The sequence below is a fragment of the Taibaiella chishuiensis genome, assembly GCF_003014535.1.
Taxonomy (GTDB): domain Bacteria; phylum Bacteroidota; class Bacteroidia; order Chitinophagales; family Chitinophagaceae; genus Taibaiella; species Taibaiella chishuiensis.
In genome coordinates this window covers 77,378-92,289 of record NZ_PYGD01000004.1, presented here as the reverse complement: position 1 = coordinate 92,289, position 14,912 = coordinate 77,378, and the positions used below count along the sequence as shown (strand labels likewise).

The window sequence follows — 14,912 nt, the reverse complement described above, 5'->3', positions numbered from 1 at the left end:
TTTTTTATACAGCAGGTTCAGGGAACAACATCATTACTATTGCGTAACTGCAACAAAGGTCCCTGCGCCGAACTACCGAGTATGCCCGTAAAGGCCGCAGGCTGCGCCGGTACGAAAGCCGGGGCAAACAAGGCGCCGGCCAGCGTAAATAGCGTAAGGGTGCCGGTACTATCGCTCAGCGTCTTATAACCGGAATAGTTGCCACCGGCTGTAACCTTTGCCCCGGGCACCTTTACCAGGGTAGACTCCCATTCGGCATAGTGTTGCCTGATCATAGCAATACTGGCTGTGCGTACCGGCGCCGTACGCCCGGCGGTAACCAGGTTTACGGCGGTAAGCGGGATATTGGATACCTGCAGCTGGCCGTTGAAACGCGACAGTTTGCCACCGGTAATATTGACGACCAGCGAGTCGCCCAGATAATAAAAAGGGTTGCCATTAAAGCGGAGATAAATGCCCTGGCCGCCATCCTGCAGGTTGAGTCCCGATGCCGCCACATTGCCGCCCAGGCGATCAGAGATCACCACACCGGCGATCTTGTATACCGGCAGCAGATCGATCGAGTCGGTGACCGCAGGCGCCAGTGCGCGTACCTGTGCAATGGGGGTAAGCTCGGCCGCAGGCGGGATGCCGCAACGCGGCCCATAAAAATGCACATCGCCGGTATCACGGATATACAGTTGCGCGAGGCCATTGTACCGGGTATACACAGCAGTGAGCATACCACGGCCGGGCGGTACGGGCAAAGCCTGGAAACGGGCGTAGCCACTGCTCCGCAAACTGATCGAGCCGTTATTGCAATCCTCTAGCATACGGTTGGTAGCCGAAGCCAGCATAACCGGCTGGGCATAAGACCGCACCAGTTCGCTATCGGAGAACTGTATATCTTTCAGCACCACCAGGGTATTGAGGTAGCGGCGCGCCCTGTCGGGCATAACCAGCCTGTCGATGCTCAGGGTATCGGGCGCCACCGTTCCGGCAAAATTGCCTTTAACCAGGTATTGATCGGCAAGCACCACCGGTATACCCGACAGGATGCCTGTCTCGTCGGGCGTATAACCCAGTTGCGGGTTCTGGCCGGGCGCTGCGGTAAAAAGCCCGCGGCACCGGATATACAGCCGCCGCCCTATAGGATAGTCGCGAAAAAGTTCTCCCTGGTCGACGAGTACTTCGATGCCGCCACTGCTGTCCTGGATCACCAGTTTACGGTTATAGTTGCCGCTGTGGTCATCCATGATCACGATACCGGATATCACGATGTCTTCGCTAATCTGCTGGCCTGCGGGCAGGGCCTGTACCTGGACTATGGTATGGGTTACCGGCAGGGCGGGATCATACCCGCTATTGTCAGGGGGCTGATCCGGTGCGGCTTTTGAGCAGGACCATAAATAGAATGGTAAAACAATCAGTAAAAACATTGCCTGTTTCATATGCTTTATTTTTCAAAATTGAAATTAGCCAGGAAACCGGGAACATTATTTATACTAAATGTTTACAACCAATTAAGTCTGCTATCGTGGACAAAAAAAGGGCCGTAGCGGAATGCTACGACCTGGTAAGGTATACCCCAGCATTTGATACCCGCATTAAGGAAAGCAAATACAGCTATCCTGCTGGGAGTTATTACAATGCCCGCAAGGAGGCTTGCTTTCGCCGAGCTGGCTGGCGCCGCCCAATGCCTTTGCCTGCTGCTGCCCGTTCAGGCTGGCAATGGCAGCTTTGTCGAGGGATAATTTTTTCAGGGTTATTCTTTTCTTTTTCATAAATATTTTTTTTGCTTCCCGAATATCCGTACTATCTACTTCCGCACCAAGACTGAATGAGTAACTGCGGTGGGGCTACAGCCACTGCCACTTACTACCGCGCAATTGCACCTGTGAAAGCGCAAAAAGCAGTAGCGGGACCCATGAACTCGAAGAGGTCGTAGTGTTACCCTACGGCCAGAGCGTGAAGGCCATAGCAAGGCATACGACCAGGCCCTCATGGCTGCCCGTATTTGGAGCGCCAATGAAGGCCTGGTACAAACAGTACTTTTCACCTTACCGGAACGCCGGCAGGGAGCTCATAACTTTGCCTTTAGCAGATGAAACACACGGTACGGCCCGTTGGCTGACAACGCTCCGTAGCCGGGCAAAGATAGACTGTGGGACAGTTCACGCAACTTGGGTTCTCCGTGTAACGACAAAGTGCGCAAGGCTGGGTAACGCCGAGTTCCGTAGCGCCGCCGACGGCTTGTCCCTGTTGCTGCCCGTTCAGGCTGGCAATAGCCGATTTGTTCAGCGATAATTTCTGGAGTTTTACGATTTTCTTTTTCATAATCATCATTTTTATACCTTAAAATTAAAATAGAAATGAATATAAAATAAGAAACATAACCTCCGTTACACCATTGTGCATTGGCGTTATATCATTGCGCAGTTCCGGCATATAAAAACACCGGTACGAGGCAATATCAGCTACAAAGACAAGGGCTGCCCGGAACATCCGGGCAGCCCTTTGTTATCATAAAGACAGGTACTGATTAGTTCAGGCCCAGCTTAGCTTTCAGGTTGGTATCGAGTGCATCCAGGAACTCTTCGGTATACAGGTAATGCTCACCGTGGTTCACTTTATTACCGTGGATACAAACGGCCAGGTCTTTGGTCATTTTGCCGCTGGCAACGGTTTCGATACATACCGCTTCGAGGGCATGTGCGAAATCGATCAAAGGCTGGTTGTCGTCCAGTTTACCCCTGAACTCCAGGCCGCGCGTCCAGGCAAAGATGGAAGCGATCGGGTTAGTAGAAGTAGGGTTACCTTTCTGATGCTCGCGGTAGTGGCGGGTTACGGTACCGTGCGCCGCTTCTGCCTCCATGGTTTTACCATCAGGCGTAACCAGGGTAGAAGTCATCAAGCCAAGGGAACCGAAGCCTTGAGCAACGGTATCGCTCTGTACGTCGCCATCGTAGTTTTTACAAGCCCATACAAAGTTACCGTTCCATTTCAGGGCAGAAGCCACCATATCATCGATCAGGCGGTGCTCGTAGGTAATGCCGGCTGCTTCGAATTCGGCTTTGAATTCTTTTTCGAAGATATCCTGGAAGATATCCTTAAAGCGGCCATCATATTTTTTCAGGATGGTATTTTTGGTAGACAGGTACAGCGGCCATTTTTTCATCAGGGCCTGGTTGAAGCAGGAACGGGCAAAGCCGATAATGCTTTCGTCGGTATTGTACATAGTCAGGGCTACGCCATCGCCTTTGAAGTTGTATACTTCAAATTCCTGTACGGTACCATCTTCGCCTTCAAATTTAACGGTCAGCTTGCCTTTTCCTTTAGTTACGAAATCGGTAGCGCGGTACTGGTCGCCAAAGGCATGACGGCCGATACAGATCGGGGCAGTCCAGTTAGGCACCAGGCGCGGGATGTTCTCGATCACAATCGGCTCGCGGAAAACGGTACCGTCAAGAATATTACGGATCGTGCCGTTAGGCGACTTCCACATTTGTTTCAGCTTAAACTCTTCTACACGCTGCTCGTCGGGCGTAATGGTAGCGCATTTGATACCTACCCCATATTGTTTAATTGCATTGGCTGCATCGATCGTTACCTGGTCGTCGGTAGCGTCGCGGTGCTCGATACCCAGGTCAAAATATTTAACGTCCACATCCACGTAAGGCAGGATCAGCTTGTCTTTGATGAATTTCCAGATAATTCGCGTCATTTCATCGCCGTCCAGCTCTACCACCGGGTTGGCAACTTTAATTTTTTCAGCCATTTTGTTATGAGGGTTGATTTAAATTTTTATTTGAATAAGAAAATCGGGCAAAAATAGTAAAAAACCAATGCTTTGCCCACTGATCGGATATTTTTTGACACAAACGTTAAACTGGCCGCCGGCAGGCCTCCCCGCAGATCAGATAATGAGGTTGCGCCGCGACCTCAGGGTATCGATCTCGATCTCGCTGTTCCAGCTGATCTGCTCTACCTGCGACAGCATGGGCAATAAGTCGTTCTCTGGCGCTACAAACGAAGCGTACTGCACCAACAGGAGATAGTCCGCATGCTTCAGTTCGGGCAGGAGCCTTTTGCCCTGCCGCTGGTTTTTATACAGAAAAATGCAGCCTTCGAAATAGCTGAACTTATGACAATAGATAGGAAAGTAGAATTTCCGCTTTATTTCCTCCTCTTCTTCTTTTACCGGTGCAAACAAGGTGCCGGCAAATAAGGTGCCCTTTGTTTCGGGCTGCGTTTCGCCCGCCAGGATACAGATATCGTTTTCGGGCGTACGCCGGAAATCCAGGCCAAACAAGCGGTTGAGCGTCCAGCAAAGCCCATACCCGGGCAAGGCGGAACCGATCGCCGCCAGCTTGCAATCTTCGAAGAAGTCTTCTTCAACAGCCGCGGTATCGAGTAAAAGTTTTGCCATGCAGGGAGGGACTAATTACCTGCAAAGTTGGTTCTTTTTTTCAGGAAGACAAAACGCGGTTACCCGGCAGGCGACATAAATCAAAAGGGCTTTTACAGGTTAATACATCCGATTTCAGTATCTTTCCACCCGATTAAAACCTTATACTATGTCTCCTATGTACATTGTCGCTATCGTCCTGGTAGCCTTACTCTTTCTTTGTTTTGTAACCGTACAGCAAGGCACTGTTGCCGTCATTACCATATTCGGCAAGTTCCAGCGCATACTCAGGCCGGGCCTGAGTTTCAGGATACCGTTAATAGAAAAAATATTCCGCAGGATCTCCATCCAGAACCGTTCGATCGAGCTCAAGTTCCAGGCCATTACCCAGGACCAGGCCAATGTCAACTTCTCTGCCATGCTGCTCTACGCGGTGTTTAACCAGGAAGCGGAAACGATCAAGAACGTGGCGTTCAAATTTATGGACGAACGCAGTTTGATGCAGGCCCTGGTACGCTCTGTAGAAGGCTCGGTACGTGCCTTTGTGGCCACCAAGAAACAGGCCGAGATCCTGAGCCTGCGCGGCGAAATTATCCTGCATGTAAAAGAACAACTGGATAAAGTGCTGGAAGAATGGGGCTACCACCTGATCGACCTCCAGATCAATGATATTACTTTCGACGAAGTGATTATGCGCTCTATGGCCCAGGTGGTATCGTCCAATAACCTGAAAGCCGCGGCCGAGAACGAAGGCCAGGCCCTGCTGATCACCAAGACCAAGGCTGCCGAAGCCGAAGGTAATGCCATTAAGATCCAGGCCGAGGCCGAAAGACAAGCCGCCCAATTGCGCGGCCAGGGTGTGGCCCTCTTCCGCGAAGAGGTGGCGCATGGTATGGCCAAAGCTGCCAAAGAAATGGAGCAGGCCAAGCTGGACGCCTCTTTCATCCTGTTCTCGATGTGGACCGACGCTATTAAACATTTTGCAGAAAACGGCAAAGGCAATACTATATTCCTTGATGGCAGCAACGACAATATGCAGCGCACCATGAAGGAGCTGATGTCGATCTCGCAATCTTCCAAGATCGTGCAGGATAACAGGTAAGTATACTTGCTCCCTATGATAAAGCCCCCGCCTCTGCAGGCGGGGGCTTCTGTTTTATCGGTTAAGCTCCTTCTTGTTCCGTTTGTGGAGGCCGGTTATATGCGCCGTGGTGTTAGAGGCATACATAACCCGGCCTGGGATTGGTCTCGCAGGTAGCCTGCGGATCATAGGTCTGGCAACCGGCCGAGTTGCAGATACGGCCGATGGTAGCTCCACCGGCTACGCCTTCCTGTTGTTGCTTGTTAAGCGCTGCAATGGTTTCCTTGTCGAGAAACAGCCTTTTCTGCAGCCTGATGTTTTTCTTTTTCATAAACAGATTTTAAGGGATTACCCTTCCTGTCTTTAGCGGGTGCAGCGCCCTGGAAGGTTTGTTCGGCGCAGGCAAAATGCCCATATAAAAATAGAACTTATCGTAATATTAAAAATTATTTAAACCATGCATGCTTAAATTTTAACATTAAAAAAATAGTACCCATAAAAACCTGGGGATAGCCCGTGCGTGAATTTTTATTGCATTGTAGATTTTATTTATCAGATGCTTTAAATATTAACCTAATTAAATCTTAATTTTGCAACCTACTAAAACGCATTATGCCTGCTGACCCGTCGAAGCGATCCAGCATCTGGACGCCGCTTCTCTTCTTCATTGTATTGGTATTGGGAGTACTTATTGGTTTTCAACTCAATAAATACATGGGTAATAAGCGCTCGATCGGCACCGTGATCGAGCGGAACGACAGGCTCGAAGAGATTATCGACATTATCGGCGCCAAGTATGTAGACTCGGTAAGCGCCGACTCGCTTTATGAAGACGCCGTAAGCGGCATCCTGAAACATCTCGACCCCCACTCTATTTATATCCCGGCCCGCGAAATGGCCGCCGTTACCGAAGACCTGGAAGGCAACTTCAAAGGCATCGGCGTCGAATTTTATATCCTTAACGATACCATCATGATCACCTCGGTGGTCAAAAACGGTCCTTCGGCAGATGCCGGCGTACTGACCGGCGATAAGATCATCAGGGTAAACGACAGCCTGGTAGCGGGTAACGGCATTACCAGCGATAAGATCGTGAGCCAGCTTAAAGGCGGCGAAGGCACCGCCGTACACCTGCACCTGTTACGCACTTCTGAAAATAAACTGCTGGATCTTTCGGTTAAACGGGGCGTCATTCCATTGTACAGTGTCGATGCCGCTTATATGATCGATACAGCCACAGGATATATCCGCATCAACCGTTTCAGTGCGACTACCTACCGCGAGTTTTCGCATGCGCTCGACAACCTGCAGGGCAAGGGTATGAAGCAGATGATCCTGGACCTACGCCAGAACCCCGGCGGCTACCTGGATGCAGCTACGGCTATTGCCGACGAACTGATCGGCGGCAACAAACTATTGGTTTATACCCAGGGCAGGGCTTCGGCAAAAGAGGAATACCTGGCCGAACAAAAGGGACGTTTTGAAAAAGGAAGACTGGCTGTACTGGTCGATGAAGGTTCGGCCTCGGCAAGCGAGATCCTGAGCGGCGCCATACAGGATTGGGACCGCGGTGTGGTGATCGGCCGGCGCACCTTTGGTAAAGGCCTGGTACAGGAGCAGTTTGAACTCGACGACGGATCGGCCCTCCGGCTTACCATTGCCCGTTATTACACCCCTTCGGGCCGCAGCATCCAGCGCCCTTATAACAAGGGTAAGGATGCCTACGAAGATGATTTTATAAACCGCTTCCGCAACGGTTCGCTTACCGGCCAGGATACATTATCCACAGCCGATACTATGAAGTATTACACCGAACAGAAACATCGCGTGGTGTATGGCGGCGGCGGTATTAAACCGGACGTAAACGTGCCCTATGAACTGGCATTTATTACTGACGGCTTATACGAAATACTGGGTTCCGCTACCCTGCTCAATACGGCTTACGAATACTTTTCGCAACATAGCCGGGAGATGAACCAGTACGGTAATTTTACCCGCTTCGATAATGCATTCCAGGTAACGCCCGAACTGATGCAACGGCTGAAAAGCAACCTGGCCAAGGACTACCCGGCACAGGTTAAAAATGTATGGAGTAACCCAAGGGCAATAGCCTCCCTCAGCAACCGCCTGAAAGCGGTACTGTCTCGGATGTTGTTCCGTACCAACGGGTACTACCAGCAAATCAATAAGGAAGACCAGGTGGTACAACGTGCCCTGCACATCCTGGGCAGCGAAGAATACTCAACTATTGTGAACGGGCAGGGCCGTTAACCAGTTTACGGCGCCCCCGCTGATGCCGGCGCAGAAGTTCTGCCGGCCATTACTCAGCATCCAATACGGGCATTGCAACCGCTGGTAATACGCCAGCAATTGCTGTAAGGTCTGATCTGTAATGGGTACCTGCGGCTCTTTACATTCGATCAGCATCCAGGGCATATGATCGGAGTTGTATACCACGATATCGTACCTTCTTTTGAGGTTATTGACCTTAAGTTCCTTCTCTACAGAAATCAGTCCTTTGGGGTATTGCATTACTTCGCAGAGATAGACCAGCAGGTTCTGTCTTACCCATTCCTCGGGCGTAAGCGCCACATACCTGCGTCTTACAAAATCGAAGATAACACGGCCTGTGTCGCTCTCTTTTATCCTGAAATCATGTGCAGGGAAAGCAAGCTGGATCATAATACTTAGGGGAGGCTATACAATGGGCCGGATCAGGCGCCCACTTCTTTCATGCGTAAAAAATACTTGCCCAGGATATCGAATTCCAGGTTGACCCGGTCGCCGGCTTGCAGGTGTTTAAAATTGGTATGTTCGATGGTATAGGGAATGATCGTAACGGCAAAAGTATTACGGCCTACGTTAAATGCGGTGAGGCTGGTACCGTTGATACATATCGACCCTTTTTCGATTACCAATGCAGCGAAGCGTTCGGGAAATTCGAAGGTAAACAAATGGCTGCCATCCACTTCTTCGCGGCCGGTACATACAGCATTACCATCATCAACATGTCCCTGCACGATGTGTCCATCCAGGCGATCGCCCAGCTTCATAGCCCGCTCCAGGTTGAGGGTACGGCCTTGCTGCCAGTCGGCCAGGTTTGTTTTTTGCAGGGTTTCCGCTACGGCGGTAACCGTATGGCTATGATCGTCCAGCGCTACCACGGTAAGACATACGCCATCGTGCGCAACCGACTGGTCTATTTTTAATTCGTTGCTGATCGGGCTGTTCACCGTAAAATGAACATTGGATCCTTCTTTCCGGATAACGGCAATCGTGCCTAATGATTCTACTATACCTGTAAACATATCTTGTATTTTGTATGGAGCCTGGGCTGCGTTTTTTACTGGCGCAATGCCATGCCTTTGTGCCGGGTTGCGCCCCCCGTACCCGATACCGACAGATCGATATCCAGGGTATCTGCCCGGTCTGTTTTTTTCAGGAAGGTGCCGCGCACCGTATCTGTCGTGGTACAGAGCAGTTGTCCGCCGGCGAACACAGAATCGACACGGGCCAGTCCCGACTTATCGATGGTGACATATACGGGTGCGCCCGGGCACCAGCCGGCCACCGCCATATGGGTCAGTATCGTATCTTCTGTCGAGGTAAAATTAAGGTTGCGGGTCTGCACCTGCTGCAGGTTGCCATTAGGCAGGAACACCGAATCGGTAAACACCCAGGCGCCCAGCATCGAATCTACCGGGTACACACAGGTATCATTATCAGGTGTACCGGGAAAACCCCAGTTGTAGTTAATGGCACGGGAGTCGTTGCAGTAATGCCGCCCGTTATTGACCGGGTCGGCCTTTGGAGGGTCCTGGTACTTGCTGCATGCATAAAAGATCACGGCGCTCAGCGCTGCAATAATACCTATTATTTTAGTCGGGTTACGCATCATAAGATAACGCAAAGATCAAAGGAAAATTCTGTTTAAACAATGTAATTTTATTAACACTATATATTTGCCTGCAAACAAAAAAACAAGGAATATTGGTTATGCATTATCGTTGATCCCCATTAAACTTAATGTGTATGAAAAAGCCTTACCAATTGCTCTTTGCCTGTACGGTTTCCGGCCTTGCCTCCTGTACTTTATTTTCCTGCAACCGGTATTACTACCAACCCAATAGTGTAAATGCCCCTGCCCTCTCCGATGCCGGCGATGCGCACCTGGTTGCCAACGGATCGTTCGGTTACGACGAGATCAATGATACCAAATCGCGTACGCGGGTGCTGAACCTGCAGGCAGCCGCTTCGCCGGTAAACCACCTGGGCATTATTGCAGGGTATACCAATTATAACTATCACATCCGCGAAAACCCGGATCCGGCAAGCGGCAGTGTCAATGCCAGCGCTCACCTCTGGGAACTCGGCGTGGGCGGCTATTATACCGCCGCCGAAAACCGCCGTGGTATGAAACTGGTTACTGATATCTATGCCGGCCTGGGTACGGGTGGGCTGAAAAGCGATATCGCAGCCGATGCAACCCGGTATTTCCTGCAACCCGGCATCGGACTGAAAGGCCCTTACTTCGATGCCTTTTTCAACCTGCGCTTTTCGGGGGTTAAATACCGCAACTTCGATGCCCTGGGCCGCGACCAGCAATACCTGAGGGACAAGAACCTGGTTAATTACCAGGGCGAGCGTATCGACGGGCAGACCTATGTGTTCGTAGAGCCGGGTTTTACCGTGAGGGGCGGCTACCGTTTTATAAAATGCCAGATGCAGCTTACCCTATCGCAGGCCTTATCCAATGTAGACTGGAATCATAACGAAGCCCTCTTTACGGTTGGCATCTATTTCGGCCTGGAAGAACTGATACGTATGGCCAGGACCGGCACCCGCGAAGAACTGCGCTAGTAGCGGTATAGCAGCGCTTACCGGATCAAGCGTAAAAATTGGGAGACTCCGGTATACTTACCCTGATTTTTTATTCTTCTTTGTCTTAATACAAAGAAGCAAAAATCAAGACTGTAGAAAATTGCTAAAAATGCCTTGTACGCCTAAAAGAAATATTCCGGGCATTAGTAAAAAATGGACGAAGGAATGACGAACGAACTAAAGTACAGGACCAGGCTCTGGGAACTGTATTTCTTTCTATACGGCATTCCGCAGCATTTTATTAACGCCCTTTTTCTAAAGGTCGGTATGTTTGGTTGTTTCCTTGCTTGACGTCCCGGCAGTGCATGTAATGGGCCTTGAGCAAAGCATTTCTACGCGGTTGGTGACCAGATGTTACGACCAATATGCACCGGTTCGCTACGTCGCCGTATCGCTGCGAGAAAAAACTAGTATTCCACTGTTGCAAATAGTTTAGCTGCCAAGCTAGATAAATTCGTAACGAGGCACTACGAATAGCTAAGCAAATAAATCAGGGTCTGGCAAAAGGATGATTCGTTTTAAGAACAAGACTTTTATCCCCCAGAAATTCCGCTTGATCCCGCTTACCCAATCCTGCTCATAATCTTTATGCAATAAAAAAGAGGGCTGTATAGCCCTCTTTCCTAGTCCTTTTTCGGACATTTTTTGCATCGCTTTCCATGCTTGTATTTTTTACAGCACTTCTTAAACTCGCAGATGCGGCAAGCCATCAGGAATCCCTTCCCGATCCCATACTGCGTCAATTCTACATCCTTCCGGGACACTTCAGCTTTCATACCTGATTAACTTAAAAAGAAACAAAAAGTTCTATAATTATTTTTTATTAGTGCGCATCGAGCCAGTTATGTCCTGAACCAGCTTCGGCAATAACCGGCACATCGTTGGGCAAGGCCATAGCCTGCTGCATACCTTCGAGCACCAGGGCCCTTACCTGTTCCAGTTCGGTATGCGGCACATCGAATACCAGTTCATCATGCACCTGCAGGATCATACGCGCCCGCACACCGGCATCTTTCAGCATCTTATCGATCCGGATCATGGCCAGTTTGATCATATCCGCAGCAGAGCCCTGGATCGGTGCATTAATGGCCACACGCTCCGCAAAGCCTCTTACCGTCTGATTAGACGAGTTGATATCGGCCAGCTTGATGCGCCTGCCTTTCAGCGTTTGTACATAACCATGCTGTTTGGCAAACTGGATAGAATCATCCATGTATTGCTTGATAGAGGCGTATTGCTTAAAGTAGTTATCGATAATCTCTTTGGCTTCGCTACGGGATATACCCAGGTTCTCGGCCAGGCCGAAAGCCGACTGGCCATAGATGATACCGAAGTTCACCGCCTTGGCATTACGGCGCATTTCGAAGGTTACCTCTTCTTCAGTTACGTTGTATACCTTGGCGGCAGTAGCCCGGTGAATGTCCTTGTTGTCGCGGAAAGCCTGGATCATGCTCTCATCGCCGCTTATAGCCGCTACAACGCGCAGTTCGATCTGCGAATAGTCGGCCGAAAGCAGCACATGGTCTTCGTTAACGGATACAAAGGCTTTACGGATTTCGCGGCCGCGATCGGTGCGGATCGGGATATTCTGCAGGTTGGGGTTATTGCTGCTCAGGCGGCCGGTAACCACCACCGACTGGTTAAAGGAAGTATGTATCCTGCCCGTTTTGGGATTTACCATAAGCGGCAGGGAATCGGCATAGGTCGACTTGAGCTTGCTGTATTCGCGGAACACCAGGATGCTGTCGATGATTTCGTGTTTGCTGCGCAGTTTCTGCAGCACATCCTCGCCGGTAGCATATTGCCCGGTCTTGGTTTTCTTCGCCTTTTCATCGAGCTTCATCTTCTCGAACAGCACTTCACCCAATTGTTTGGGCGACGCCAGGTTAAACTCCACACCGGCCAGCTGGTATACTTTGGCCTCGGCTTCTTTGATCTCGCGGCCCAGCTCTTTCGAGTAGTCGGCCAGGAAGTTCACATCAATGCCTACACCTTCGAACTCCATATCGGCAAGCACCGGCACCAGCGGGTTCTCGACCTGGTAGAATAAATCTTCTGCTTCCGTTTCGGATAAAAGCGGGGTAAACACTTCTTTCAGCTGCAGGGTAATGTCGGCATCTTCTGCCGCGTACTCCTTGATCTTATCCAGGGGCACATCGCGCATATTGCCCTGTCCCTTACCCTTTTTACCGATAAGGGTTTCGATGCTTACCGGCTGGTATTTCAGGTATTTCATGGCCAGCATATCCATACCTCTTTTGCCTTCCGGCTCGATGGCATAATTGGCCAGCATGGTATCGAAGTGTTTTCCTTTAAGCCCGAAGCCATAACCTTTCAGCATCAGCAGGTCGTACTTCAGGTTTTGCCCGATCCAGATTATATGTTCATTGTCGAACAAGGGGCGCAGCTTTTCCAGCAAGGCTTTTACCTCGCCGGCATCGGTACTGCAGGGAATATAATAAGCCTCGCCTTTATGCCAGGCAAAGCTCAGGCCTACCAGTTCGGCCAGCATAGCATCCGTGCCGGTGGTTTCGGTATCGAAGCAGATCTCCTGTTGTTGCGCGGCGGCAGCCAGGAATTCGTTCAGCTGTGCTTCGGTCTCGACCAGGTGATAATTATGCGGCGTATTGTCGATGGTATTGAATTGTTCTGCTTCGGTAAACAGGTCGGGCGCTGTTGTGCCATTGTCTTTAGTTATTACGGCATTGCCAAACAAGTCGGTCTGGCCCGTGGTGGTTGCCGCGGCGCCGGCAGCGCCTGGTGCGTTGCCCAGGATACGTGCGCCGATGGTACGGAACTCCAGTTCGTTGAAAATGGTATTCAGTTCCTCCTTATTCCATTCTTTGAGTTTGAAGTCTTCTTCATGAAACTCGACGGGTACATTGGTAATGATCGTAGCCAGCTTTTTGGAAAGGATAGCGCTTTCTTTGCCGTTCCTTACCTTTTCGCCCAGGGCGCCTTTAATATGGTCGGCATTGGCCAGTACTTCTTCGAGCGTATGGTATTCGGCCAGCAGCTTGGCGGCGGTCTTCTCCCCGATACCCGGGATGCCGGGAATATTATCTACCGCATCGCCCATAAGCCCCAGGATATCGATTACCTGGCTTACCTGCTGTATACCCCATTTCTCACACACTTCTTTTTCGCCGAGAATCTCGAACGTACCGCCCTTATAACCCGGTTTGTAGATAAATACATTTTCGCGCACTACCTGTCCGTAATCCTTGTCGGGTGTTACCATGTATACGGTATACCCCTTGGAAGCCGCGTCCAGCGCTACCGTACCTACGATATCGTCGGCTTCGTAACCATCGAGTTCGAGGCAGGGAATATTAAAGCCCTTCACGATCCTTTTAATATCGGGAATGGCATCCAGCAGGTCTTCGGGCGCTTCCTGGCGATTGGCTTTATAATCCGTAAAATCGGTATGCCGTTCGGTGGGCGCATGGGTATCCCATACCACTGCCATATGGGTGGGCTTTTCTTTCTGGATAAGATCGTTGAGGGTATTGGTAAAGCCAAACTGCGCATTGGTATTACGGCCCAGGCTGGTTACCCGCGGACTGCGGATCAGTGCATAATAGGCACGGTACACCAGGGCCATGGCATCGAGCAGGAATAGTTTCTTGTTATTATCTGACATGTGGGATCGCTGCTTTAAAAACGAATCGCAAATTTACAAATAAAACAGGAGCCCGCCCAGTCCTTTAGCCCCGGCGGCAGTACCGCCGGCAAAGCGCCTGTACTGCCGCTTTTAAGCAGTCCGCAATACAGGCGTTTCCAGGGGTGAAATGCCCAACAGCCCCGGTTGCCTCTCCGCAAGGTCCCTGCGGGAGACCTCGCGGGGAAACAACTATTTATGGTACCTGCAGCGGTGCGGCGGACAGTATAAAATCACATTCCCCGGATTCCGGCCGGGCCCGCTGAAGCGCCTGCCGGACAAAAAAAAGAGACCATCCTGTAGAATGGTCTCTTGCTGTATCGGTTGTCCCGCCCTTATTACAGGGTAGGCCTTATTTTTTCATTATAATCGTTGATCGCGTGCTGGAAGATCTTTTTGGCCAGCTTAGCGCCCTGGAACTCTTCAATCTTTACTACTTTTTTCTCCAGTACTTTATATTCTTCGAAGAACTGGCGGGTTTCGGCCAGGAAGTGTGCCGGCATTTCGGAAATGTCGTTGATATGGGCTACGCTCATATCGTTGGCACATACGGCGATCAGCTTGTCGTCGGCTTCGCCCTGGTCCAGCATGCGCATTACACCGATAATTTTGGCAGGAACCATACACAGGGGCTGTATATCGATCTGGGAAAGGATCAGGATATCCAGCGGATCCCCATCGTCACAGTAGGTTTGCGGAATAAAGCCATAGTTGGCCGGGTAGTATACGGAGGAATAGAGTACGCGGTCGAGCATCAGCAGACCTGTTTCTTTATTCAGTTCGTATTTGGCCCGGGAGCCTTTGGGGATTTCGATAATTCCATTGACGATATCGCCGGAGGGGTCGCCATAACTTACGGTGTGCCAGGGATTAAATTGCATAGACTGTACTAAAACCACAAC

14 protein-coding genes are annotated in these 14,912 nt (G+C 50.5%); 3 read left to right on the top strand and 11 right to left on the bottom strand.

From position 1 onward, the window contains the following. Positions 1-17: 17 nt before the first annotated feature. From B0I18_RS12550 to B0I18_RS12535, 5 genes are all read right to left on the bottom strand, one after another. Positions 18-1,430 carry a DUF5689 domain-containing protein gene (locus B0I18_RS12550; RefSeq protein WP_106523070.1) on the bottom strand — a complete coding sequence of 471 codons (1,413 nt, stop codon included), beginning with the start codon at positions 1,428-1,430 and terminating at the stop codon, positions 18-20. A gap of 156 nt (positions 1,431-1,586) precedes the next feature. Further along, positions 1,587-1,763, bottom strand: coding sequence for a class I lanthipeptide (locus B0I18_RS25090; RefSeq protein WP_181358450.1), 177 nt, complete (start codon positions 1,761-1,763; stop codon positions 1,587-1,589). A gap of 313 nt (positions 1,764-2,076) precedes the next feature. Then, positions 2,077-2,316, bottom strand: coding sequence for a class I lanthipeptide (locus tag B0I18_RS12545; RefSeq protein WP_146146734.1), 240 nt, complete (start codon positions 2,314-2,316; stop codon positions 2,077-2,079). A 205-nt stretch (positions 2,317-2,521) separates the two neighbouring features. After that, complete coding sequence (locus B0I18_RS12540; RefSeq protein ID WP_106523068.1) at positions 2,522-3,757, bottom strand: NADP-dependent isocitrate dehydrogenase; 1,236 nt, start codon at positions 3,755-3,757, stop codon at positions 2,522-2,524. Between the two features lie 138 nt (positions 3,758-3,895). Next, positions 3,896-4,408: a hypothetical protein gene (locus B0I18_RS12535; RefSeq protein WP_106523067.1), complete on the bottom strand. Its 513-nt coding sequence runs from the start codon at positions 4,406-4,408 to the stop codon at positions 3,896-3,898. A gap of 148 nt (positions 4,409-4,556) precedes the next feature. Here B0I18_RS12535 and B0I18_RS12530 point away from each other — a divergent pair, with 148 nt between their 5' ends. Beyond that, positions 4,557-5,489 carry an SPFH domain-containing protein gene (locus B0I18_RS12530; protein WP_106523066.1) on the top strand — a complete coding sequence of 311 codons (933 nt, stop codon included), beginning with the start codon at positions 4,557-4,559 and terminating at the stop codon, positions 5,487-5,489. Between the two features lie 112 nt (positions 5,490-5,601). On the opposite strand, the gene B0I18_RS12525 is transcribed toward B0I18_RS12530, so the two are convergent. Beyond that, a complete protein-coding gene (locus B0I18_RS12525) occupies positions 5,602-5,799 on the bottom strand; it encodes a class I lanthipeptide (RefSeq protein ID WP_106523065.1) in 198 nt (65 codons plus the stop codon). Positions 5,800-6,080: 281 nt separating this feature from the next. On the opposite strand from B0I18_RS12525, the gene B0I18_RS12520 reads away from it, so the two are divergent. After that, positions 6,081-7,739, top strand: coding sequence for a S41 family peptidase (locus B0I18_RS12520; RefSeq protein WP_106523064.1), 1,659 nt, complete (start codon positions 6,081-6,083; stop codon positions 7,737-7,739). Here the strand turns inward: B0I18_RS12520 and B0I18_RS12515 are convergent. Genes B0I18_RS12515 through B0I18_RS12505 form a run of 3 tightly spaced genes read right to left on the bottom strand, consistent with a single transcriptional unit; the run spans position 7,710 to position 9,366 of the window. Further along, positions 7,710-8,150: a type I restriction enzyme HsdR N-terminal domain-containing protein gene (locus B0I18_RS12515; RefSeq protein WP_106523063.1), complete on the bottom strand. Its 441-nt coding sequence runs from the start codon at positions 8,148-8,150 to the stop codon at positions 7,710-7,712. The two genes, B0I18_RS12520 and B0I18_RS12515, sit on opposite strands and share 30 nt — an antisense overlap. 32 nt (positions 8,151-8,182) lie before the next feature. Next, positions 8,183-8,776: a riboflavin synthase gene (locus tag B0I18_RS12510; RefSeq protein ID WP_106523062.1), complete on the bottom strand. Its 594-nt coding sequence runs from the start codon at positions 8,774-8,776 to the stop codon at positions 8,183-8,185. A gap of 35 nt (positions 8,777-8,811) precedes the next feature. Next, positions 8,812-9,366, bottom strand: a complete 555-nt coding sequence (locus B0I18_RS12505; protein ID WP_181358449.1) for a hypothetical protein — start codon at positions 9,364-9,366, stop codon at positions 8,812-8,814. A gap of 134 nt (positions 9,367-9,500) precedes the next feature. Between B0I18_RS12505 and B0I18_RS12500 the strand changes: the two genes are divergently transcribed. Beyond that, positions 9,501-10,328, top strand: a complete 828-nt coding sequence (locus tag B0I18_RS12500) for a hypothetical protein (RefSeq protein WP_106523060.1) — start codon at positions 9,501-9,503, stop codon at positions 10,326-10,328. Between the two features lie 844 nt (positions 10,329-11,172). Here B0I18_RS12500 and polA read toward each other — a convergent pair. Together polA and B0I18_RS12490 are read right to left on the bottom strand one after the other, a co-directional pair. Beyond that, on the bottom strand, positions 11,173-13,992 hold the full coding sequence (gene polA / locus B0I18_RS12495; protein WP_106523059.1) for a DNA polymerase I: 2,820 nt from the start codon (positions 13,990-13,992) through the stop codon (positions 11,173-11,175). A 356-nt stretch (positions 13,993-14,348) separates the two neighbouring features. Continuing rightward, on the bottom strand, positions 14,349-14,891 hold the full coding sequence (locus tag B0I18_RS12490) for an inorganic diphosphatase (RefSeq protein ID WP_106523058.1): 543 nt from the start codon (positions 14,889-14,891) through the stop codon (positions 14,349-14,351). Between the last annotated feature and the right edge of the window lie 21 nt (positions 14,892-14,912).